Source organism: Natrinema soli (assembly GCF_028618695.1).
The window spans coordinates 1-22,698 of the sequence record NZ_JAQIVI010000296.1; the positions used below are offsets into that span (position 1 = coordinate 1).

General features: G+C 58.5%; 16 protein-coding genes and 9 pseudogenes. 9 read left to right on the top strand and 16 right to left on the bottom strand.

Annotated elements, in window-relative coordinates:
- Window positions 1-324: 324 nt before the first annotated feature.
- Window positions 325-1,296 (bottom strand): oxidoreductase, encoded by a 972-nt coding sequence (locus PGX04_RS17575; RefSeq protein WP_273739720.1) that lies wholly within the window; start codon window positions 1,294-1,296, stop codon window positions 325-327.
- Between the two features lie 156 nt (window positions 1,297-1,452).
- On the opposite strand from PGX04_RS17575, the gene PGX04_RS17580 reads away from it, so the two are divergent.
- A complete protein-coding gene (locus tag PGX04_RS17580) occupies window positions 1,453-2,133 on the top strand; it encodes a sulfite exporter TauE/SafE family protein (protein ID WP_273739706.1) in 681 nt (226 codons plus the stop codon).
- A gap of 83 nt (window positions 2,134-2,216) precedes the next feature.
- Here the strand turns inward: PGX04_RS17580 and PGX04_RS17585 are convergent.
- Window positions 2,217-3,272 (bottom strand): annotated as a pseudogene (locus PGX04_RS17585) (AMP-binding protein); the annotation flags it as partial.
- Window positions 3,273-3,357: 85 nt separating this feature from the next.
- On the opposite strand from PGX04_RS17585, the gene PGX04_RS17590 reads away from it, so the two are divergent.
- Window positions 3,358-4,656, top strand: coding sequence for an IS4 family transposase (locus tag PGX04_RS17590; RefSeq protein ID WP_273739707.1), 1,299 nt, complete (start codon window positions 3,358-3,360; stop codon window positions 4,654-4,656).
- A gap of 9 nt (window positions 4,657-4,665) precedes the next feature.
- Here the strand turns inward: PGX04_RS17590 and PGX04_RS17595 are convergent.
- Both PGX04_RS17595 and PGX04_RS17600 read right to left on the bottom strand, forming a co-directional pair.
- Window positions 4,666-5,280, bottom strand: a pseudogene (locus tag PGX04_RS17595) (AMP-binding protein); the annotation flags it as partial.
- Window positions 5,281-5,392: 112 nt separating this feature from the next.
- Window positions 5,393-6,072: pseudogene (locus PGX04_RS17600) on the bottom strand (hypothetical protein).
- Between the two features lie 301 nt (window positions 6,073-6,373).
- Between PGX04_RS17600 and PGX04_RS17605 the strand changes: the two are divergent.
- Both PGX04_RS17605 and PGX04_RS17610 read left to right on the top strand, forming a co-directional pair.
- The gene (locus tag PGX04_RS17605) at window positions 6,374-6,748 is read left to right on the top strand and encodes a luciferase domain-containing protein (RefSeq protein WP_273739708.1); all 375 of its coding nucleotides are present in this window, start codon (window positions 6,374-6,376) and stop codon (window positions 6,746-6,748) included.
- Between the two features lie 84 nt (window positions 6,749-6,832).
- Complete coding sequence (locus PGX04_RS17610; RefSeq protein WP_273739709.1) at window positions 6,833-7,507, top strand: MBL fold metallo-hydrolase; 675 nt, start codon at window positions 6,833-6,835, stop codon at window positions 7,505-7,507.
- Window positions 7,508-7,549: 42 nt separating this feature from the next.
- On the opposite strand, the gene PGX04_RS17615 is transcribed toward PGX04_RS17610, so the two are convergent.
- The 7 genes and pseudogenes from PGX04_RS17615 to PGX04_RS17645 all read right to left on the bottom strand — a co-directional run bounded on the left by PGX04_RS17615 (window position 7,550) and on the right by PGX04_RS17645 (window position 15,876).
- Window positions 7,550-7,750 (bottom strand): hypothetical protein, encoded by a 201-nt coding sequence (locus PGX04_RS17615; protein ID WP_273739710.1) that lies wholly within the window; start codon window positions 7,748-7,750, stop codon window positions 7,550-7,552.
- Between the two features lie 703 nt (window positions 7,751-8,453).
- Complete coding sequence (locus PGX04_RS17620) at window positions 8,454-9,110, bottom strand: helix-turn-helix domain-containing protein (protein ID WP_273739711.1); 657 nt, start codon at window positions 9,108-9,110, stop codon at window positions 8,454-8,456.
- Window positions 9,111-9,273: 163 nt separating this feature from the next.
- Entirely contained in the window at window positions 9,274-9,462 is a 189-nt protein-coding gene (locus PGX04_RS17625; RefSeq protein WP_273739721.1) for a hypothetical protein, read from the bottom strand.
- A 150-nt stretch (window positions 9,463-9,612) separates the two neighbouring features.
- Window positions 9,613-10,245: pseudogene (locus PGX04_RS17630) on the bottom strand (HalOD1 output domain-containing protein); the annotation flags it as partial.
- Between the two features lie 109 nt (window positions 10,246-10,354).
- The gene (locus PGX04_RS17635; protein ID WP_273739712.1) at window positions 10,355-11,155 is read right to left on the bottom strand and encodes a TrmB family transcriptional regulator; all 801 of its coding nucleotides are present in this window, start codon (window positions 11,153-11,155) and stop codon (window positions 10,355-10,357) included.
- Complete coding sequence (locus PGX04_RS17640) at window positions 11,115-14,201, bottom strand: efflux RND transporter permease subunit (RefSeq protein ID WP_273739713.1); 3,087 nt, start codon at window positions 14,199-14,201, stop codon at window positions 11,115-11,117. The genes PGX04_RS17635 and PGX04_RS17640 overlap by 41 nt, the downstream gene beginning before the upstream one ends.
- Before the next feature lie 434 nt (window positions 14,202-14,635).
- Window positions 14,636-15,876 (bottom strand): annotated as a pseudogene (locus PGX04_RS17645) (RNA-guided endonuclease InsQ/TnpB family protein).
- A 236-nt stretch (window positions 15,877-16,112) separates the two neighbouring features.
- Here PGX04_RS17645 and PGX04_RS17650 point away from each other — a divergent pair.
- The 3 genes and pseudogenes from PGX04_RS17650 to PGX04_RS17655 all read left to right on the top strand — a co-directional run bounded on the left by PGX04_RS17650 (window position 16,113) and on the right by PGX04_RS17655 (window position 19,525).
- The gene (locus PGX04_RS17650) at window positions 16,113-16,238 is read left to right on the top strand and encodes a hypothetical protein (protein ID WP_273739714.1); all 126 of its coding nucleotides are present in this window, start codon (window positions 16,113-16,115) and stop codon (window positions 16,236-16,238) included.
- Window positions 16,239-16,289: 51 nt separating this feature from the next.
- Window positions 16,290-16,480 (top strand): annotated as a pseudogene (locus PGX04_RS34700) (type II toxin-antitoxin system RelE family toxin).
- A gap of 147 nt (window positions 16,481-16,627) precedes the next feature.
- Window positions 16,628-19,525: an MEDS domain-containing protein gene (locus PGX04_RS17655; RefSeq protein WP_273739715.1), complete on the top strand. Its 2,898-nt coding sequence runs from the start codon at window positions 16,628-16,630 to the stop codon at window positions 19,523-19,525.
- Between the two features lie 70 nt (window positions 19,526-19,595).
- Here PGX04_RS17655 and PGX04_RS17660 read toward each other — a convergent pair whose 3' ends face one another.
- The 3 genes from PGX04_RS17660 to PGX04_RS17670 form a co-directional block, all read right to left on the bottom strand.
- Window positions 19,596-19,784 carry a hypothetical protein gene (locus tag PGX04_RS17660; RefSeq protein WP_273739716.1) on the bottom strand — a complete coding sequence of 63 codons (189 nt, stop codon included), beginning with the start codon at window positions 19,782-19,784 and terminating at the stop codon, window positions 19,596-19,598.
- Window positions 19,785-19,947: 163 nt separating this feature from the next.
- The gene (locus PGX04_RS17665) at window positions 19,948-20,508 is read right to left on the bottom strand and encodes a TATA-box-binding protein (RefSeq protein WP_273739717.1); all 561 of its coding nucleotides are present in this window, start codon (window positions 20,506-20,508) and stop codon (window positions 19,948-19,950) included.
- Between the two features lie 122 nt (window positions 20,509-20,630).
- Window positions 20,631-21,308, bottom strand: a complete 678-nt coding sequence (locus tag PGX04_RS17670; RefSeq protein ID WP_273739718.1) for an IS6 family transposase — start codon at window positions 21,306-21,308, stop codon at window positions 20,631-20,633.
- 48 nt (window positions 21,309-21,356) lie between these two features.
- Between PGX04_RS17670 and PGX04_RS17675 the strand changes: the two are divergent.
- Window positions 21,357-21,542 (top strand): annotated as a pseudogene (locus tag PGX04_RS17675) (integrase core domain-containing protein); the annotation flags it as partial.
- A gap of 138 nt (window positions 21,543-21,680) precedes the next feature.
- Here the strand turns inward: PGX04_RS17675 and PGX04_RS17680 are convergent.
- A pseudogene (locus tag PGX04_RS17680) lies at window positions 21,681-21,902 on the bottom strand (ISH6 family transposase); the annotation flags it as partial.
- Complete coding sequence (locus PGX04_RS17685; protein ID WP_273739722.1) at window positions 21,881-22,051, bottom strand: hypothetical protein; 171 nt, start codon at window positions 22,049-22,051, stop codon at window positions 21,881-21,883. The pseudogene PGX04_RS17680 and the gene PGX04_RS17685, both read right to left, overlap by 22 nt.
- Window positions 22,052-22,351: 300 nt before the next feature.
- Here PGX04_RS17685 and PGX04_RS17690 point away from each other — a divergent pair.
- Window positions 22,352-22,698: pseudogene (locus PGX04_RS17690) on the top strand (DUF4129 domain-containing protein); the annotation flags it as partial.

Sequence of the window (22,698 nt, forward strand, 5' to 3'; positions counted from 1 at the left end):
ATCCTGCCGAGCGCCATCGGCTTCAGCACAACGACGTCGGCCGCGTCGGTCATCAGCGGCCGGTCGGGCACCGCGTCCATATCGCCTACGGTTCGCGGTGTCCCGGACGCGCCGCCCCGGTAGCGTCCCGTGTGGCCCGCGGGGGAGGAGCGACAGATAGTCTATATTACGTTCCGTCCAACTAATCACGGTCGGTAGGGGCCGAGTTCACTGACAAGCCCCGCGCCACCGTGCGCAGGGTCGTTGACCGGCCCTGTTTGTCACAAAAGCAGACTGATAACGATCCCATGCGATCGACTGCTGTCGCTCGCGAGACACCACGCGTCACTCGGGGGCGGGCAGATCGAAGGAGACGTCGGTGAGCGCTTCGGAGACCTCCCAGAGGCGCCGGGCGCGGTCGGCGTTGTACGAGCGGTCGCTCAAGCGTTGTTTCTTTGGCGCACCGCGCATACCCATGAATCCGCCGGGGCCGATGTAGTCGCCCCCGTCCACGTCGGGCGCCGTCGCCGCATATAGCATCGGGAGCGCCCCCTCCGCGGAGGACTGGGCAACGAGGGCGTTTGCGATCCGCATCGCCCACAGGCGAAGCGTTGATCCTTCCATCTCCGGCCCCCGTCGCTGGAGGTTCGTCGCGGCGTAGCCGGGGTGACAGCCGACGCTCGTGACGCTCTCGTTCGCCGTCCGGAGTCGTCTGTCGAGTTCGTATGCGAACATCAGGTTGGCGAGCTTGGTCTGCGCGTAGGCATCCCATTTGTCGTAGGCTGTTTCAGACTGAAGATCATCGAAGTCAATGTCGCCGCGCTCGTGGACGCCGCTGCTTTGGGTGACGACGCGCGTTTCGCCCGGCGTTTGCTTGAGTTCGTCGAGCAGCTCCCCCGTGAGGGCGAAGTGCCCGAGATGGTTGACGCCGAACTGTATCTCGAACCCGTCGGCGGTTTCGCGCCGCGGAATCGCCATGACGCCGGCGTTGTTACAGAGTACGTGGAGTGCGGACTGCTCGGCGAGGAACCGCTCGGCGAACGACCGGACGGAGCTGAGATCCGCCAGGTCGAGTTTCATCACCTCCAGGAAGGCGCCATCGACGGTATCACGGATTTCGTTGCGGGCCGATCGCGCGCGATCGAGGCTTCGAGACGCCATCACGACGTGTGTGCCCTTCTGAGCGAGGGCTTTCGTCGCCTCGAACCCGAGGCCGCTGTTCGCTCCCGTGACAACGGCTGTGCGACCGGACTGATCCGGCATCGCTGCACGGTTCCAGGACTGGGTGCCATTACTATGAGTTGACTGGCGAGCCAGATGAACTTCTTGACCATCGAGCCGAACCAGCAAAACCGGAACTACTAGGCGGCCACCAGCGGAAGCAGACTGTATGGACGTCGGGCTTCTCGCGTTACCGGTTGTAGGATTCATTATCGGGGTGTTGGTCACACTGTTTGGCGGTGGGGGTGGGCGGTGTATCTGCCGGTATTGATCGTCGGATTCGGCGTCCCGTACAAGGTGGCCGTCCCGACGAGTATCGCCACCATCATCCCGACGACACTGTTCGGCAGTATCGGGCACTTCCGGGATGGGAACGTCGCCTGGCGTATCGGTTCGGTCGTGGTGTGCGGAACGATTGGCGAGACGTATCTCGGGACGCAACTCGCGGGGTTGTTCGCGAACGCCACGCTCGAACGGGCGTTCGGCCTGTTCCTCCTCGTTGTCGCCGGGGTTTCCGTCCTCCGCGGGGACGGCTTGCGCATGGAACAGGAGGGAGACAGGCGAGTGCGTGCTGTGGTGGCAATTGCGGTCGGTGTCGTTGCCGGAATTGCGACGGCAGTGTTCGGAATTAGCGGGACGCCGGTGCTTCTTCCGGGATTGTCCCTGCTGGGCCTCTCCGCACAGGTGGTCGTCGGCACCAGCGTGTTCGTCATCCTCGGCAACGCGGTCAGCGGCGTCTTCTGGTATGCGGAACTTCAGGGTATTGACTGGCGGCTCGTCGTGCTCTTCGGCTCTGGAACGGCCCTCGGGGCCATCGTCGCCCCGCGGTTCTATCGGTATCTGCCGGAGGAGACGACTGTGGCCGGCTATGAGAAACTGTTTAGTGCCGTGCTTGTCCTGACGGCACTCGCATTTCTCTTCGGTCTCGTGTGATAGTCGAGAATGTTCTTGGCTCGAACTGGCTAACACCGTGGCCGGTACGCGGAAGGAAAGCGGTGGTTTGTGACGGTGGTGGACTACTCCTTGTCGGGTGCGGCCTCTTCGGGCACCTGCCCTTCGACTAGATCCTCGTCGGCGTACTCCTCGCGGAGGTCCTTCTTCGAGAACTTGCCGGTCGCGGTCTTTGGCACTTTGTCGATCTGGATGAAGTCGTCGGGGAGCCACCACTTGGGGTAGTCCTCGGCAATCATCTCCTGGAGTTCGTCGGCCAGCGCGTCGGGGTCGGTCCCTTCCGTCGGGACGATGAAGGCAACAGGCCGCTCCTGCCAGCGCTCGTGGGGGACGCCCACGACGGCGGCTTCGGCCACGTCGTCATGGGCCATGATGGCGTTCTCGAGTTCGACCGAGGAGATCCACTCCCCGCCGGACTTGATGACGTCCTTCGCGCGGTCGACGATCTTGATGTAGCCGTCCTCGTCGACGGTCACCACGTCGCCGGTCTTGAGCCAGTTGCCCTCGAAGTCCTGTTCGTTGGCCTCGGGGCGCTCGAAGTACTCCTGGGTGACCCAGGGGCCGCGGACGTACAGTTCGCCGAAGTCCTCGCCGTTCCAGGGGACCTCGTTGCCCTCGTCGTCGACGACCTTGAACTCCAGGCCGGGGACGATCAGACCCTGCTTGGCCCGGCGGTCGATCTGTTCCTCGTAGGTGAGTTCCTCGGCCAGCCCGGACTTGAGGTGGGCGACCGAACCGATGGGACTCATCTCGGTCATGCCCCAGGCGTGGGTGACGGAGACGCCGTGTTCGTCGAACCACTCGATCATAGCCCTCGGCGCGGCCGAGCCGCCGATGATGACGGTGTCGAGTTGCGAGAGGTCCACGTCGTTACCGGCCTGCATGTACTCCTGCAGGCCGAGCCACACCGTCGGGACGCCGGCCGTGATTGTGACGCCCTCCTCCTCGATCAACTGGGCGAGGTCTTCGGGTTCGGGCGACGGGCCGGGGTAGACGTGTTTCGCGCCCGCAGCGGTGGTCGAGAACGGCATCCCCCAGGCGTTGACGTGGAACATCGGGACGACGGGCATCACCACGTCGTCGTCCTCGATGCCCAGTCCCTGGGGGGTCATGGTCGCCATTGCATCCGTGTTCGGTTAAGCCGAGAAACCGAGAGACTGCGCTCTGTTGACGAAGTTATCGTTGTAGACCGCGTGGGGAGAGGTTGTGCTAACGAAACTCTCCCCAGACCTCATTCGACGGCGGCTGACTTCCCTCTTTCCAGCAGCGCTTATCGAAGACATCGCGCGCGAGCGCGATGTCGTCCAACGCCACCGGACAATCGACATCACGATGCTCGTCTGGACGCTTATCATGGGCTTCGCCGTCGACGGCGAAGCCCGCACTATCGCCGGGTTTCAGCGGGCCTACTCCGCGGCCACCAACCAGACTGTTGCTCGCTCCAGTTTCTACGACCGGTTCACACCAGCACTTGAGGCCCTGTTGAGCGACCTCCTCGAGCACGCTCTCGAGGAGGTCGCGGTTCCCCATACAATCGCTCCACAGTTCGAGTTGTTTCGTGAGGTGTTGATTGCCGATGCAACCGTGTTCAGGTTGCATCGGCTCCTCAGCGAGTTTCCGGCGACTCACTCGGACCAGTCCGGCGCGAAGCTTCACCTCGTCCATAACGCCACAACTCAAAGCCTCGAACAGTTCCAGCTTACCGACGAATGCACCCACGAGAGCAGCCAGCTCCGCACGGGGAGCTGGCTGCGAGGCCGGTTGTTGCTGTTCGATCTCGGATTCTACAGTTTTCGCCGCTTCGCGTTGATCGAGGAAAACGGTGGATTCTTTCTGACACGGCTGAAATCGAACGCGAACCCGTTGATCGTCGGGAAGCGACGGAAATGGCGCGGGCGCGCCATTTCCTTGCCAGGACGTCGCCTCCAGGACGTTCTGGACAATCTCACACGAGAGATCGTGGACGTGACTGTGGAGATCACGTTCAAGCGACGGCCGTACGCTGGGAAGCAGTCGACCGACACGATAGAGTTTCGCGTCGTCGGTGTCCGCAACGAGGACACCGACGACTATCATCTGTATGTGACGAACCTGCCCGATGAGTTCACTCCCAGACAGGTTGCGGCGCTGTACGGGTTGCGGTGGGAGGTGGAGTTGCTGTTCCGGGAGTTGAAATCGCTGTACGGGCTGGAGAAGTTCCAGACAAGCGATCCGGCAATCGTAGAACTGCTGGTTGTGGCGGCTCTGCTGACGCTTGTGGTCAGCAGAGCCTTGCTCGGCGTGTTTCAGGAGCTGTTCCCTGAGACGGTATTTCCCCGCGAACGCTGGGCGAAGACCTTTCGGTCTCTCGCCCAGCTCATCCTCGAAGATCTGGGCCAATCGTTCGGATATCCGCCGCCGAACCTGTCGGAGTTGATGTTTCGTGACGCCCGTCAACCAGAGAAATCACGCCTCTTACTCAGCGAACGAGTGGCTGAAGCCTTCATGAGGCGATCCAGTGCTTAACCGAACACCAATGGTCGCCATTGTGTGGCTCCAGAGCATCTGCTGGGTGTATTCGACGCCCTTGGGCTTACCCGTCGTCCCGGAGGTGTAACACATCCCGGCGGGCTGGTCCTGGTCGACGACCGGCCAGTCGTACTCGGTGTCGTGGCCCCCGATGAACGACTCGTAGTCCACGGCGTCGAAGGGCAGATCCGGGACGGTATCGCCCATGACGACGAACTGCTCGACGCTGTCGAACGAATCGGCGTCGAAGGCTCCCGCCAGCTTCTCGGCCAGCGACGGGTCGACGAAGATAGCCTTGTCGGCGGCGTTCTCGACGATGAACTGGATGTGTTCGTCGGGAAGGAGGGGGTTGATCGTGTGGAGTTGCGCGCCGAGCGTCGGGATACCGAAGTAGGTCTCGAAGTGGCGGTGGTGGTTCCAGCAGAACGTCGCGATGCGGTCGCCTTCGCCCATGCCCGCGTCGGTCAGGGCGTGGGCCAATTGGGCCGTCCTGTCGCTGTACTCCTCGTAGGTGTAGCGTTCGATTCCCTCGTGTGTACGGGAGACGATCTCCGTGTCGGGGTAGAGGTTCTCCGCACGCCACAGGAACGGCCGCAGTGTCTGGTCAGCGCCTCCTGGCATACGTTAACCCAGCGGCGCACGTCATATCATTGTTGCCCTCGTATATGATATCCTGGCGGACAAATCTATTACGCGGGCGATCGAGGACTCCAAAACGACGTGGGAGTCGGTTTCAAATCCCTGTGACCTCCCGGACGAGGTTCGCATATACTCGGAACATGCGCGATCGGGCACCGTCGAGGGCCTCTCGTAGTGCCTCCGTGGCGTCGTCGAACACGCCCTCGCCGTGTCCGACGAGGATGCGGCCGGTTCGAGACCGCCGAGTGCGGTCCGTGGTGGGAGCGGGCGCAAGACGGGGTGGACACCGAGTCGTTCGCCTGGGGCACGGAAGTGCGACCCGGTTCCGACTGCTTCTGGGACGATGAGCGTTCGGTCCGACTCGTGATACAGCGCCACTTCGCGCCAGAACCGGTTGGTCACTATCGGGATGGTCCGGTAGCTGGTCGTCGCGAGTTCCACGTCGAACGTCTGGACGGGTGCGTCGAACGCGTCGCGGATCGCGCGGAGCTGACGGGGCAGATACACCGGCACGTCGTGACGCGTTGCGACGGTGGTTGCGTCGCGCTTGTGGCGGTCGAGCAGGACGACGACGCCCGCGACCTCGCCCACCTCGTCGAGTCGATCGTCGAGGTCGGGTGTGTCGACGGGATCGATTACCCAGACGCCTCCGTCATCGACGATGGCATGGCTCGCTCGCTGCATCGTTTCGTCCGGATCAGCGATCCAGCCGAAGCCGTCGTCCCAGCGATCGATCTCGCGTGCGGCCAGTTCCGTCCGCTCGTCCCTTGCCATGCCGCTTATTTGGTCGAGTCGACCTAAATAGACTGTCCAGACAGCGTACTGGCCATCGTGACCATCGGGAAGCGAGTGTGACACTTTTGAACCGTGCCGTGCTCTACCATCCCACAACGTACTATGACCAAACGAACACACGGATTAATGCGTGGAAGTAACGGTGGGTGGATTCAGGGACTCGGCGGGAGCGTGGAGGCCTGTTGATGACTGACGTCTCACTCCCACCGCGGTCGGGGCAGCCACCGGTGACGACGGAGACGAACCCCCACTCGCAACGGACACAGAATCCCGATCGGCAGTGGTACGACGCCCTCGCCGACCGAATGTTCGCGCTCCCGGACGCGAGCGAACGGCCGAGCCGCATCTCGGTCCCCGGTGCTCGCGCGCTCGTCCTCGACGACCACATCGAGCCGGGGCCCCGGACGCCTTCCTCATCGGGCAGGAGTTCTGCCACTTCCATCCGCCGGACGACGGCAGCCTCCACGTGGCGCTCCCGCCAGCCGTGGCAGCGGTGGCGCGTCAGCAGGGCTGGGCCGAACCCCATCCGATGGCCAAGCGGGGTGTCGTCCCTGAGACGGTCGTGATGGTGTATGGTCCCCGAGACGCCGACGAACTCGACGTGGTGGTCTCGCTCGTCAGGGTGTCCTATCGCTACGCCGGCGGGCGTGAGTGACACGGGAGTCGCCCATGGTGCGCTACTGAGATCGACGGTGACAGTACACCAGTGTTCAAAACCGTGCGAGCCGTACAATCTGGTATGGTGACAGCACTGACCGAGAGTGTGTGGCAGTTTGAGTTACGTGGCGTCAACGCCTATCTCGTCGACGACGACGTCCCGACACTGGTCGATGCCGGGACACCGTGGGACGAGGATACGCTCCGTGAGGATCTCGATGAAATCGGAGTGGAGGTCAGTGAGATCGGTCGCGTGTTGCTGACGCACTACGATCTCGACCACGTCGGGACCCTCGCATCGCTCATCCCTGAATTGGATGCCACAGTCTATGCGGGGGCGTTCGACGCGGACATCCTGACGAACCGTCGACGGCCCCCGCTCACGAACCACAAGGGCGCGTTCCAGCGGCTCGCCGGTCTCCTCATGACCCATCCAGCACTCGACGTCGAGACCGTCGACGACGGCGAGACGATCGGGACGTTCACTGCCTATCACACGCCCGGCCACACGCCGGGACACGTCGCGTACGTCAGCGCGGAGCGGGGTGTCGGCTTGCTGGGCGACCTTGTGTCCGAGTCCGACGGCACACTCGACGCGTCGGGCTGGGCGATGAGTTACGATACCAGCGACGTCCGCGAGAGCATCGTCCGGCTGTCCGAGGAGGCACCGCCGTTCGACGTGGCGTGTATCGGGCACGGCACCCCGCTCACCACGGGCGGGGGCAACGCACTCGCGGCGCTCGCGCGTGAACTCTGAACGCCGGAACCGGTTGGAGCTATCTGGGAGTACGTGACCGCGTCACGGTTCACCGGTGATGTCGAAGACGCTCTCGAGGGCGGCCGCCGGCCGGTCAGTGCGTCGATAGCCGTCGGTCGTTTGTTCGACGAACCCGTGGCGCTCGAGGTATTCGAGATGTGCGTGTGCTTCACCCGGCCCGATGAAGATATGGGCGTGGTTGAGTTCGCCAAACAGCGCGTCAGTCACCTTCCACGTGGTCATCGGATCGGAGCTATCGAGAAGCTCGAGGATCCGTCGGGCTCTGCGCCGATGGCGGTCGATTACGCCACGAGAACGCGTGGGGTCGTCAATCGACGCCCGATGGCCCGGCCAGGCTTTCGAAAAATTAGCCTCCGCAATCCGCGTGAGCGATTGGACGTGCCGGTCAAGCGAGTCTGTCATACGGGGTCAGGGGTCAGCCCCACCGACGTTCGACGTGTACTCTGGCGATAATGCATCGCCAGTGAACACATTACGACGCCCATCCCCGGTCAAGACGAATCCAAATTGCCCATCCGTATGGCCCGGGAGGGACTGAACATCGAGCGCAATATCGCCGTGTAAGCTAGCCCACGGCTAAACAGTAGTTGCGAATGACGAAATCTGTGCATGGCTTTGTTCCAGACGATGTACGAACTAAGGATTGTGGGCTGTTGCGTAGCTGGGTGTGATGAAGCTATCCTACGATAACACACTCTCTATTTCAGCTTATCTCTATGAACTGACCCCCCTACGAAGCGAGGGGGCGAGCAGCCCCAAGCGCAGTAGGACGGAGTAGTTCACTAGATGCATACGGATATGAGAGAAGCGATGCAGCCGCCATACTCAATCGCATCTGGTAGGTACTACTGGAGAACGTAGCCACGTTCTCTTTTGAGCTAGACCCATTCTATTCAGTAGCCGCCGAGGGTATCTCATCATAGACTCAACATATATTGGCCAGTTTTTCTTTGTTAATATCAATCGATGAGGCGACAAGAGTGCGATAGGCACGACGAAATCGTTCGGAAAGCGCTTGATGTGAGATATCAAGTTTGTCTGCGAGTTCCTCCTGCGATATTTCGCGGGGTATCTCAAAGTAACCATATTGAATCGCAGTAGTGAGTGCTTCATATTGCTCAGGCGTCAGTCCGATACTCTCAGCAGGGACCGTTGAGAGTGGCTGGAGCCGCGTAACCTCAACCTGAATATCGCGCTCGGCCAACCGCTCATAAGCACGACTGACATTCTCGTGTGCAGGAAACCGTAGACGACTTGTCCATTCCCCATTGGTTGCCGTCGCCGTGAGCAATGTCCCTCCTTCGTCAAGAACAAGGGAGAAGAGTTCGGAAATCTCATCCGAGAATTCAATACTACATAGCCACCGATTTTCGTTACTTCTGATGATAGAGTACGTCATGACAGTCCTGTCCTCGCTGAGTGCAGGATATATTTTTGATAAGCCTGATCCACTAAACCAAACCCCAAGATTATCCGTTGCAACCACTGGCTCCATCTCACAGACAAGTGAGGGAACCTCCTCGAATGTGGCCCCAAGTGCAGTATCACTGGTGGGAACGCGGAATTCGGCAATTGTTGCCATCCTTCCCTCGATAGACAACATCCACGCTAATAACTGCCAGTACACTATTTTCGAACTATCTCCGATTCCTTAAATAATATAGTAGGTAAGTGGTTTTCTATGTTCTACTGAGTAAAAGATACAGCAGTTATCTGTCCTATCTATGTAAGCTATACCGTATCATTTAATAACTCTCTCCAAAATGTAATTTGTCGTTCCGTGATAGGGCTATGTCGTGTTCTGCCAGCAGTTCAAGCATCTGCTCTATCTCGCACTCGTACCACATTGCGAGAAGTCGTACATTCTTCTGCGCGTAATCATAGTTGCGCTCAAGAACCCGTGTATTAAGTGGGTCAACTTCGAGCGAATTCATTAGGGGGTGGTTTGCTGTCCAATACCGTAAAACACGGGTGCAGTCTAGAACCACTGCAAAAATACTATGCTCTACCGTATCCTGAACCGTCCCTCGTTGAATTGTTTGTTTATTTTCCTCTCCATAGATGTTGTTTACTATAGTCATTTTATTACTATTTCTCGTATTTACATGGTAATTATTGATATCAAACTGCACTGTGACGGGTTCGGCGGTCTCGGACTGGAGAAGCGAATCCAGCGCTCCTGCATCAATATGGTCGTGTAAGCGCCAGTCCTTCTCAGCAGGGAAGTTCATTGGGTCGATGTTTTCGAGAGCGCAGATGTCCAGAATAATGGCGGTGCTAGGTGACGTCTCGTCATCGGTGAACGTCTCGATCATCGGCGCAGTGCCCGCGCCATGGGCGGCGAACGCGGCCTCCTGAGCGGACACTCCGCGATCCCACCCCCAGAGATTGGCGACTTCGTGTTGTTTCTCCTCGGGTACGCTCCACTCGTCGAACAAGGACACGTATCGATCCGCGAGGTGTTCAATTGCGTCGGCGTCGCCACGGACGAGGGCGGCGTCGCGCTCGTGAACGTAGACAGATGCGCCGCTTAATTCTTGAACATAGCCGGCTAGCCCGGCGTGATCCGGATGCCAGTGCGTGAGGGATATCGCCCCGATATCGGCCACGGCGACACCAACACGGCCAACCGTTTTCAGGAGGAGATTGCGTGTCGACGCCGGTATCGATGAGGATGGTAACACTGTCTGTCCGCACCAGATATGCGTTATTTTCACCCTCGAACTCAAATACCGAGTTCGGAATTTCAAGGCGGTCTATCGTGTGGGTCATGTCCTTCTGTTTCGCTGTCGACCGAAATAGTCACTGGGGAAGTACATAGTAGTCCTACAGCTCCAGACGAGTTCCGAACCAGCCGTCGATGAGCTGGACGAGGACGGTGGCGAAGCCGGTTTCCGAGCTCCAGAACGCCGTCTCCTCCTGAATCCCAGGGAGCTCTTCGTCGCCGAGGACGCTCAACAGCACCGTGTCCCCGTCAGCGACGAGGATGCGAACATCGTTCCAGTCCTCGCGCGTGAGGTCATCAGGTAATCGCTCGGCGCGAACGGCAGTGTCCTGAAATGCATCGACGACCTCCTGATCCGAACTCACAACCGTTACGTCGACGCCGCTCGTCGCTTGGGCCACGAGCGCGTCGGTGACGGTTTCGTCGCGGACAGCACTCCCGAATCCGTGGATGACGTACTCGTCGGCGTCGCGGACGATCTGTGTCACCCGGTCGGTGATGGTTTCGTGGCCGTGAATCGTCCAGATGGCTTCCTGCTGCTCGGTATGTTCGCTGAACGTCCCTTGGACGGTTTCGAGAAACTCGAACGCTTGTGTTTGCTCCTGTTCGAATTCACGACGCAGTCGCGCTCGTGCTTCGTCGAGGTCGACGGCCCGGTACTGGATCGGGTCGGACTGTTGGACCTCGAGTAGGCCTCGCTCTTCGAGCATTTCGGCCGTGCCGTAGACCTGTGAGCGTGGCACGTCCGTGATTCGGGCGATGTCTCGGGCAGTGCTAACGGTGAGTTTTTGAAGTGCGATGAACACCTCAGCCTCGTATTTTGAGAGCCCGAGATTGTGGAGTGCCTCGATGGCGTTCTGTTCATCCATCGTACTCACCGCCGTCGCTGGCAGGAATCGCATCTTCGCTGGAAGTCGTCTCGTCCGTGAACACGCCGTCTGGCCCCAGATACCGCGTCCAGACGACCAGCAGGCTGGGGAGAACGAGCACGCTCGCGAGGAACGCGTAGATGATTGTGAGGCCGGTGATGAGGCCGAACTGCTGGAGTGGGGGGAGGATCGCGAACACGAGGACACCGAATCCGCCGACCGTCGTGGCGGCACTCCCAAGGAGTGCGCCGCCTGTCCCGGTGACGGTCGTTCGCATCGCTTCCCAGACGGAAGCGTGGCGCTCCAGTTCGTGCGCGTACCGCTCGCTGATGTGGATGCTGTAGGCAACGCCCAGCCCGACCGTGAGACTCGTGATCATCCCGGTCAGCACGTTAAACGGGATGTCCGCGAGGTACATCGTCCCGAGAATCCACATCACGGAGAGCACCACCGGGAGCAACGTCACGAACCCGAGCGTGGCACTTCCATCAGTGATCCGGTACATGAGCATCAGGAACGCAAACACCGCGACGAGCGTGATGAGGAGACTCTGAATGACGGTATCTAGCAGCTGATCCTGGACGAGTTTGAAGACGATCGGCTGGCCCGTCGCCGTCGCGTCCAGACCGCTTCCGTCGACGATCGCGGCCACATCCCGCATCTGGTCGGCCACTGCATCACTACTCGCCCCACCTTGGAGGGAGACGGTCATGCGAAGGGCCTGGTACTCACCGTCGTCGGTGCGATAGATGACCGACGCCGCCTGGTCGGGAGCAGTCTCGTAGAGCGCGTCGTAGACCCGCTCCAGATTCCGGTCAGGCACGCCGTCACCGTTCATATCAGAATCAATGAACGTAGCGTTGAACGATTCGTTTTCGGCGGCAACCGCACGCATGACTGTGAGCGGACTGCGAACGTCTGCTTCGCCGTTTGACAGGACGACCCTGATGTTACTCTCGGCTGCCCTGTCTTGGGCCCGGTCCATCCGTTCGAGGGTGTCGGGGTCGGTTACCTGGCCTTCGACGAGGATTTGCGCCTGCGAATCCTGTCTGAGGAACTTGTCGTTGACGTAGTTCAACGAGGACTTCGCTGTGTACTCGCCCGGCTTGAACGGCTCCGGAAGATCCTCCATCCACCCCGGCGGCTCCTCGGCGAGGAAGTCCTCCTGCGCGAAGCTCGTATCGACCTGGGTTGCACCGTAGGCGCCGCCAGCACTCACGAGCAACGCAATCGCGATGACCGCAAACGGTGCCCTTCGGGCGAGGGTCGTCCCACCGGTGAGCAGGTCGCTGACTCGGCCACCACTAGCCCCGAATGCACGCTTTTCCCTGTCGACGCCTCGTGCCTCGAGGAGGCTATCGATTTCGACCTTGAGTGCCGGGATCAACGCCCCGAAGACGAGGAGGGCCGCGACGATGCCGAACGCGCTCACGACACCGAAGTCCTGGATCGGCGGGATCGAACTCGTCAGATTCGAGAGGAAGCCGATGACGGTAGTCGCAGTCACCCAGGTGAGCGCGACACCGACACTTGCGAGTGCGGTTTTCATCGAGCCCCGAACCCGTGCACCCCCGTTGGCGGTCTCATCGTGCCGTTCACGTTCCTCGCGGTGGCGCATGAAGACGTGGATGGCATAGTCGATCGAGAGCCCGATGAGTAACACCGGAACGGCGATCATAATCTGATTGAACGCGATGTCCAGCCAGCCCATGAAGCCGAACGTCCAGCCCAGCACGATCCCGATGCCGAGGAGGCCGAGCAAGATGTCGATGGGGTCACGGTACGCGATGATGAGTACTAGAAGGACGAATAGGAGTGCGAGCGGGCCGACGATGGCGAGACTGTCCGTCATCGACCGATTGATCTCATCAGAGATGATCCCGCTCCCAAACACTAATGCCGCCTGCTCACCGAAGCGGTCGTTCGCTTTTTCTTGGATGGCGAGTTGTGACGTCTCAATCCGTTCAGTTGCCATCCCTTCGATTGCCTGTTGTTCGGCGGTCTGGCTGACGACCAGCATCGTCGCTTCCGCGCTCGTGCTACCGGGTTCGTAGCTGGTCGGCATGAACACGAACGCACCGTTGCCGCCGCCGTTTTGCCCGTCGCTCAATACGGTCGTGATGACGGAGTTGATCTCCGACTGGTTCATCGACTCCAGTTGCTCGATTTGAGCCGAAAGCGAGGGCATCTCCCCCGACGCAGTGGCGTTTTCTAACGCTGTCCGGTCGGCTTGGAGCGCCTCGGTATCCTCTTGCAACTCTTGGTACTCGGGAGCGAGTATGCTTTGGACGTCACGATAGACCTGCTGAAACTGCTGCTGGATCTCGCCCGCCCGTCGTTCGTAGGTACTCTGGTTGATCTCGCCCGCCTGGTAGGACGCATTCAGCTGGTCGAGTTGGTGTTGAAGCGTCCGCGCTTGCCTGGTAAGCTGTGTGAACTGGGCGGACTGGTTGGCGGAGAGGTTCGTTGTAGCCTCGGTGCGAACCGAGGTGAGTTGCTGTTCGATCTGCTCGGTGCGCTGGGCGTAGGTTTCGTTATTGATCTCCCCACGGGCGTGGGACCGGTTGAGTTGATCGTACTGGCGTTGTAACTCGCGGGTCTCGTTCAATGCACTGGTCAGCCGCGCCGCAGTCCGGTTGAGTTCTTGCTGCCGTGTCTCAAGGGCCTGGCTACGCTGCTGGAGGTCTTGGCCCTGCTCCTGGCGAATCGCCGTCGTTGTGATGACGTTCGCGATGCCAGTCGTTGGTGACTCCGCTGCCAGCGTGTCATTGATCGTCTCGTTGGCGCGGAGTTCCTGCTGGAATCGAAGTTGGCTGACGAGGGCCTCCTGACGGAGGACGTTCCCGTCGCGGACGATGACCTGGACAGATGTGGTATTTGTGTCTCCGGTCGTGAAGTTCGATTCGATGTAGTCGAGTTTCTGGGCCTCTTTGGTATCACTCTGGAACTGCTCCAGCGAGGACGATTGCTCGACGTTCGCCGCCCCGGCGCCGACAACCACCGACACGACGAGGAGCGCGACGATAACCCACCGACTGTGATCGGTAATTGCACCTACCAGTCGGTCACCCCCGCTCATCGCTGCCTCCGTATACGAGAAATCAGGTTCCTATCTCCCATAGTACGGTCACGCTGTTATTTTTCTACTAACACGAAACCCGGCTATAAACTCGTCGATGTCCTACCGAGGCCGCACTCACTCCAGAACATACGCAGCTAGCAACCGGTTTAGGAGGGACCGACCCCCAATGACGCTGGGTGACGTCGTTCACGGGCCGCCCTGGATCGGCGCTGAACCCACGTACCACATGCCCAGGAAGCGTCGGACGGTCACCCGTCCGGGCATGTAGGTTCCCTGATGGCTACATCAGCACGTACTAGTAAGTTGGAGGAGATACACGGCTGAAATCCGTCTAAATCTGTCTGATGGGACGTATCGAATATGGTTTTGTGGCCACCTCCGCGCCGTAAACGGCGCGGCTTCCCGCACCGCAACGTTAGGAATTTGCCGGTCTACGACACGACCTGCTCTCTCGTGCGAAACGTCCCGCTCTCGCGGTCGAACAGGTGTGTCGATGACTGTGCCACACAGCCGTTACTCCTATCCTGCCGTGAGGACTCGGAGTTATCTTCTGACGCATGTTCTCTGCCCCGTTACAATCTGCGTTCCCGACCAGCCCACATGCCGAACAGACGTATAGGCCACGGTCGACACGGTTCGCCTTCGTATCGTCACCACACGCCGAACACATCTTCGAGGTGTTCCACTCGTTTTCTTTCAGTATCTCAATGCCACGTATCTCGCCTTTGTACGCGAGATATTGGTAGATGCGGTCGAACGCCCACAAGTGTAACTTCTTGTTCCCCGTCTTACCCCAATCGGATTCACGCACGTCTTCCGGCCAACTCACCGCGAGCGTGCCAACACCACGTTCGACACATTCGGTGATGATGGTGTCCGTGAGAACGGGGTAGAAGTGTGTCTCACGGGCAGCGAGTTTTTGTCGTGCCTACATCGACTTCTCTGACGGCCCGTTCTCGCCTTCCGTGTCGTACTCTGCTTGGGTATAGTAGTGTTTGTCTTGTTTGAGCGAATTACCGGGATATAGGACGTATTCGTCGGGGAAGGCAACCGTGGCGATGTTCGTGATACCAAGGACGATGCCTGCAACGCTGTTGCCTGCGGAATTGTTCGTTTCGAGTTCGACGTTGCAGACGAAGTGCAGTTCCCACTCGTCGCCGTTCCAGACGGCGCGAACGTTCTGCACCCTATTGACTTCCGAAAGGTCAACATCCGGGCGGGTCTGGTACTCGCAGAGCAGGAAGTCCGACCACGATTCTTTGAGATTCAAGCCTTTGCTGAGTCGGACGCGGTTATTCTCTGGGTCGTGCTTGAACCCGTCTGCTTTGAGCGTGACCGTTGATAGTAGTTCGCCGCCATGTTTGCGGTAGCCGGGCGGGTTCGCCTCGTCGTCCTTGTGTCGCAGGTCGAACCACGACTGGAAAGCGTCGGAAAGTTCTTCGATGACTTTCTGACTGGATTGGGCATTCAGGTCTTTCCAGTACGCTTGGTTCTTCATGTACGCTTTCAGCACACCCTCGTCTGGAATCTCGCCTGTTGCGTTCCAGATGCGGTCGGCTGTCCAGCGTGCGACGTTCCAGATTTTTGAGGCGGAGCCACCAAGCGAGTCGAGGCCATCGCAAACCTACCGGTGGTTCTGGATGGAACCAACGTAGGCGCGTGTGACCTCAATCGCCGTACATAGCCTATGTAGACAAACCTACTTAATGGTGAGGGTAACGTGGAATATCCGGCCTGCTATTGACAGTAGTCGGCGTCGGGGTTGTCGGATTCACTCCCGCCGTAAACGGCGGGATTCTCTCCTCACAGAAAGATAGAGCTGTGTTTTCGGTGTTGCTCTCAGATTCGCGTCAGTGAAGAGTAAGCGATAGTTCTCTGTGTGCCATCTGAGTACCACGAGGTATGAGTATGGACGCGAACGATGGTGACAGGGATATGGTGAAGCCCAACGTTAAGGTGCCAAAGCGGCCTCTCGAGGGGGTCGATGAACTGGCCGACGAACTGAGTACACGAACCGTCGGAGTTCGTCCGTGAGGTTCTGCACGACACCACGGAGCCGATTCTGACGCCCGGCGCGCAGGAAGCCTGGTCGAAACACTGACGCAGTTCGAAACAGAGACTGCGGAGCGAATCATCAACAAGCTTGAAGACGTCGGTGACTTCCCGGATCACTTTCTCGACCGGCTGAAGAACCATCCTGGTTACAAGCTTCGAGTTACGGTGAATTTCGTGAACTCGTCCTGATGTATGCGGTTCACAACATAAGCAGGCAGTGAAACAGTGAAATTACGCTACGTCTGGCGATTCACCACGGCCTAGTGGAACAATCCACGACGACTTTTTCCCTCTTGCCCATCTCGATCCAGTAGTGAGTGCAATAGCAACGACTGAACGGGTGACTCAGTCCAAACGGAAGATGATCCATGAGTAAGAACCTGTCCTCAAATGAGGTGGATCGTGAACCAGTGACGCTCGCGACTGGACTCGAAGCCTTCCAGTCGAGTCCAGAGTTTAGCGGTCCAGTGGAAGACCTCGACGGACACGACTGTAACGACCACTTCGCGCACATCTACGAGAGCCGTGAGGAGAAGTTCGAGGCCGCCGTGCCATTCGTCCGCCACGGCCTCGAGCGCGGCGAACAGATCGCATATGTCGTTGACCAAAGCACTGAATCCGATGTTCGGACGGCACTTCGCACTGCTGGAATTGACATCGATGCGGCGCTCGACTCGGGGGCACTGACGTTCTACACTGTCGATGAGACCTATCTCCGAGATGGATCGTTCGATTCCCACGAGATGATCCAGTTCTATGCCGATGCCACCGCAGAGGCAACTGAGGACTTCGAGGCGCTCCGTCTTGTCGCTGAGATGTCGTGGATCAAGGACGACGAGACGACGGTTGAGCAGTTGATGGAGTACGAATCGCAAATCAATGACCTCTTCGACCGGGAAGATGTCCTCGCAATCTGCCAGTATGACCGCGAACTGTTCGCGCCGGAGGTCATCCAAAATGTCATCAAAACACACCCCCATCTTATCTACGACGGCGCAGCATGTCACAACTTCTATTATACGCCACCTGAGGAGCTTTTCGGCGACGATGCGCCCGTCCGCGAGAACGAGCGCATGCTCCAGACGCTTCACGAGCGAACGACAGCGAAGACCGAACTCCAGCAGCGTGAACGATTCTTAGAAGACCTCTACGACGCGACGGCCGACTCCGACCGGTCGTTCGAGGCGAAGATCCGTCGCCTACTCAAACTTGGTACCGAGCGATTCAATCTTGATATCGGATATTTCACCCAGACAACTGGTGACGAGATGTTCGAGATCGTTGAAGCGGTCGGTGATCACGAGCAAATCGCTGCTGGGGTGACAGACTCGCTCGGTGACACATACTGTGAGAAGTTGCTCGCAGCACCCGGCCGGATCGCCGTGACTGATGCGGCCGAAGCAGGTTGGACCACCGACCCTGCCTACAAGCGGTTCGGACTGGACGCGTACTTTGCGACGACCGTCCACGTTGGCGGTGAGGAGTACGGGACGCTGTGTTTTGCCTCCGAGACACCGCGTGAGGAACCGTACACCGATGCCGACCGGACGTATCTCGACCTAATGGGTCAGTGGGTTGAGTACGAACTCGAACAGCAGCGTCGCGAGGCGTATCTCCGCGAGAGCTACCGGATCACGTCCGATCCCACGCTTGATTTCGACGAGAAGTTGCAGGCGTTGTTCGAACTGGGATGCGAGCAATTCGGCCTCGAACTCGGAGTAATGGCTGAGGTTGATTCTGGTGAGGATCGACTCGAAATAGAGTACGTCAGCACCGACCATGAACACCTTAAACCCGGACTTGAACTCTCGCTGTCGGAAACGTATTGCTCTGGGGCTGTTGACTCCAGTGGTGTTGTGAGCGTGGCCAATCCTGTTGAAGCTGGATATGACGATCTCCGTATCCATCGCGAGTTCGGTATTGAGGCATACCTCGGCACCTCTATTGAGGTCGAGGGCGACGCTAACCGGACGTTCTTCTTCGTCTCCGAGGAGCCCCGCGACCATGGGTTCTCAGACGATGAGCACACCTTCCAGCGGTTGCTGGGTCAATGGGTAAGATACGAACTTGAGCACCAGCAGCGCGAGGCGTTCCTGCGAGAGAGCTATCAGATCACGGCCGACCCTAACCTTGACTTCGATGCGAAACTCGAACAACTCCTCGATCTTGGGCGGGAATGGATGGGTCTCGATGCGGCTGGGCTGACTCATCTTCCGTCGTGGGAGGACAAATTCCTCAGCGAATATACCGTCGGATACGGCGATGACGCGGCCGACGAATCGGACGAGTTCTGGACTGATCCCGGCGAGGGCTGTTACTGCCGACAAGCGATTGAGAGCGACGAGCCGGTCGGGATGGCAGACGTCCGCGGCACCGAGTGGGAAGACGACCAGATCCACCAAGAACACGGCCTGACGTGCTATCTCGGAACGAAGGTAATGAACGGTTCGACGCCGTACGGGACGCTGTGGATCGGGAGCACTGATCCCCGCGACCGTGAATTTACGGAGACCGAGCGGACGTTCCTCGAGTTAATCGGCCAGTGGGTCAGCTACGAGATTGAACGAAGCCAGCGTGAACAGGCGCTCAAGGAATCAAACAAGCGCTTAGAGCAGTTCGCCTATGCTGCCTCCCACGATTTACAGGAACCGCTCCGAATGGTATCGAGCTACCTCCAATTGATCGAACGTCGGTACAGTGATGCTCTTGACGAGGATGGCGAAGAGTACCTTGAGTTCGCCGTTAACGGGGCTGATCGAATGCGCGAGATGATTAGTGGGTTACTTGCGTACTCGCGGGTCGAAACCCGCGGCGATCCATTCGAGCCGGTCGAGTTAGGGACCGTCCTCAACGACGTGCTCGAGGACCTCCACTTACAGATCGAGGGCACCGACGCGAAGATTGCAGTTGAAGACCTTCCCTGTGTGGAGGGCGATAGCAACCAACTCCGCCAACTCTTCCAGAACTTACTGGAAAACGCCATCACCTACAGCGGTGATTCGGCTCCCCACATCCACATTGATGCAAAACGCCGAAAACAGAAGTGGGTGATCTCGGTCCACGATAATGGGATCGGTATCGACCCAGAGAATCAAGACCGGATCTTCGATATCTTCGACCGATTACATAGTCGTGACGAGTACGATGGAACGGGCCTCGGGTTGGCGCTCTGCCAGCGAATCGTTGAGCGGCATAATGGTGAGATGTGGGTCGAATCTGAACCGGACGAAGGATCGACCTTCTCGTTCACGCTCCCCGCTACCTAATCAGTAGTAATTTATACTGACCACGCTAGTCTGTTTCCTTCGCCCTGATCTTAGCTTGCTTCTCTAGTAACTACAGCGGCGAACGTACCACTGCAGGCAGAAAGAGAGGCAATAAAACGAATTCATAGTGCGTCAGACGTTCCTTAATCAGACCGGCGGCACGCCCATGATCATCTTCACGACGATCCTCTCTGATCCCGGCGGCTTCTGGGTTTAGGAAGCTTGAGCCATAGTACGACTTGTCGAACTCTGGAACCATGCCCACAGTTCTCTTTGGCGTTACTCGTATTTGATTCACATCGTCTCGTGGGTTATACTCTTGACCAGCACGGTGGCCCCTGCAACTTGAGAGTAGCCATCAACGTGTACAGCGCCACAGCAACACCCTATTAGAAATATTCTTGTCTGTTCCAACTGATCTGTTACTCGAGCAGGCCGAGTTCCTCAAGACGGGTGGTGATCACATCAATAGCTTGGTTAGCATCATCAACCTTTTTCCCGCCAGTGACGACTAACTTTCCAGAGCCAAAGAGGAGTGCAACGACCTCCGGCTGGTCAAGGCGATACACTAGTCCGGGGAATTGTTCTGGTTCATACTCGATATTCTCGAGTCCAAGGCCAATCGCAATCGCGTTTAGGTTGAGGGTGCGGCCGAGATCGGCGCTGCTGACGATGTTTTGGACGATGATTTCTGGATTCTCCTCAACCTGAATCCGAAGGTCACGGAGCTTTTCAAAAACGATATGCAGACTCTCGTGGACTGCGTCAGTACTATTTGCGCCAGTGCAGACGATTTTTCCTGACCGGAAGATCAATGCGGCGGACTTGGGATTCTGGGTGCGATAGACGAGACCAGGGAACTGTTCAGGGTCATAGTCGGCCCCCTCGAGATCCATGGCAACGCTTTCAAGTTCAAGTTCCTGTCCAATACTGGTTGATGCCACTACGTTTTCAATATTGATGGACTCCTTTGGATCAGTCATCAGTCAGCCAAAACCACGTATTTACTACCTATAAAGACCAGCCCTCCCTAATATCGCTGGCACCTACAAGACAGTAATCATATTCGATAAGCCGTTAGCCTGTATTGAGCGTTCGGTACTGTCTAGTTCTGTACCTCCTCGATCGGTGTCTTTCCGTCGAGAGCTTGATGCGGTCTCTGGCGGTTGTAGTAGTGCATGAATTGTTCAAACCATTCGCGTGCGCTTGACCGACTGCCCACCCATGAATTATGGAAGCGGTCGATCCGCATTTTGAGGGTGTGAAACCACTTTTCGATCAGGTTTCGCTCGGTATAGTTGGTCCGACCGCTTAATCCTAATCGAGCAAGGGCAGTCCGATACCCGAACTGATCGACGAGAAATACGGTGTTGGAGAGATCGTATTTCTCGTCGAGTCGATGCAGAAACGCAGCTGCCGGATCGGTGCCATGCCGACCAAACAACGCGACATCGAGAATCAACTTCGTCTCGGTGCCTGTTGCAGCATATAGACAAGACCACTCGCCGTTGATTTTGACAGCGGTCTTGTCAACCGCGACCCTTGACGGCTTCGCCGTCGGCGGGTCGCGTCCGCTGTCAGCCAGCCGATGTACCCAATTCCAGACCGCTCCATGTGAGCGTTCAACGCCTAATTCAGCTAAAATCGTTGTTGTCTCTCGAAGAGAACAACCTGTTTTGTGGAGGCGGACGGCGAACGCCCTAACGGGCGTCGCCGTCCGCTCATTCTCCCAAGATTCTTCTAAATCCGCCGCATTGCTCTCACTGAGCAGGTCTGCGAGCATCTTTGGACAAGAAACTCAACGACCTGCTCACTTCTCAAACTGACTCAACTAGACAGTGCCTTTCAGACCTATATGATGCGAATCGAACGATTTCACGAAACGTGGAACGGCAGTCAGGCCAGCGCCGAGCGCTGGCTGACTGCCTACACCACCTACTACAACCATCATCGGAGTCACCAAGCACTCGATAATCAGCCTCCGGTTGAGGCGCTCAAGCAGGAGGGTTCAATCTAGCAGTACCTTCAATCAGTAACTCTCACATTTCCGATTCTATTTCCTCGAGTTCCGCCCGCTCTTGCTCGAGGCGTTCCTTGGCTTCGATCTCGGTAAGGTTCTCGACGTCGTCACTCATTGGTCGCGTCGCAAAGCGGTCTAGAGTTTGCCTCCGGTGCTCTCAATTGAGATGTCACAGATCATTGCTGTTTTGGTCGATCGCTGGAGCAGTTCGTCGAGGAACGACTGGTAGTGCGATGAATCAGCGTACTTCACGAGTCGAAGCTGGAGCAACGCCTTCAACCCCTCTGCTGTCCAGCGCATCCGCTGATTCTTACAGCGCTTGCTAACTTCGCCCATCAGCCGTTCGACGGGGTTTGAGGCCACGGCACTAAACAATTGGCGCCGTACGCTGCATTTTCGTAGCCTCGCGGTCGACCCAGCGCGTCCGATCGCGCCGTCGGCGCGACCGTCGTCGAGAGCGCGGCTCCCCCGGCCGCCGCCAGAAACAGTCGACGTGACGGATTCATGCGACCGACGTCGGACCCCGTCGTGTAATAGTTTTCTAGCCTCTATCGATAAATTACTGTCCGAGTAGTCGAAAGATACTGCAGCCGAACCGGTGATCGTCGGTTTGGCCGCACTCAGCCGTAGTGCGACCGAATCGACGGACCAGCACTCCACAGCCGCCGTGTTCGCCCTCGAGAGAGTGTGGAACGACACCAGCCTCGGCCTCGAGCCGACGACTGGCACCGTCACCCTTGCTCGAGAACCGGCACGTGACGTAGGGCAACGAATCATATATCTATCCATGTTACCATGTCTCTCCCGTGACCGAGAAGTTCGTGTGGGTGCTCTGTCTCGGGATCGTCGGCGTCCTGGTCGTGGCGGTCGCCGCACCGGCGCTTCCGACCGCCGTCTCGGTCGTCGACGACGAGGGCATCGAGCCCGCCGAACTGGACGAGGAAGACGAACAGCTACTCGAGGAGGCGGTCGGCGAACAGCCAAGCGGCGGCGAGGGCGGTTCGCTCCCGGCCGAGTGGATCTTCCTCGGCGCCGTCGTGTTCGGCATCCTGATTTTCGCACGTGTCGCGCTCGCGAACCCCGCCAAGAGCGTGTTGGCACTGGCCATCGGCGGCATCGGCCTCGTCGCCGTGCTCGGCTGGCTGGCAGTCGG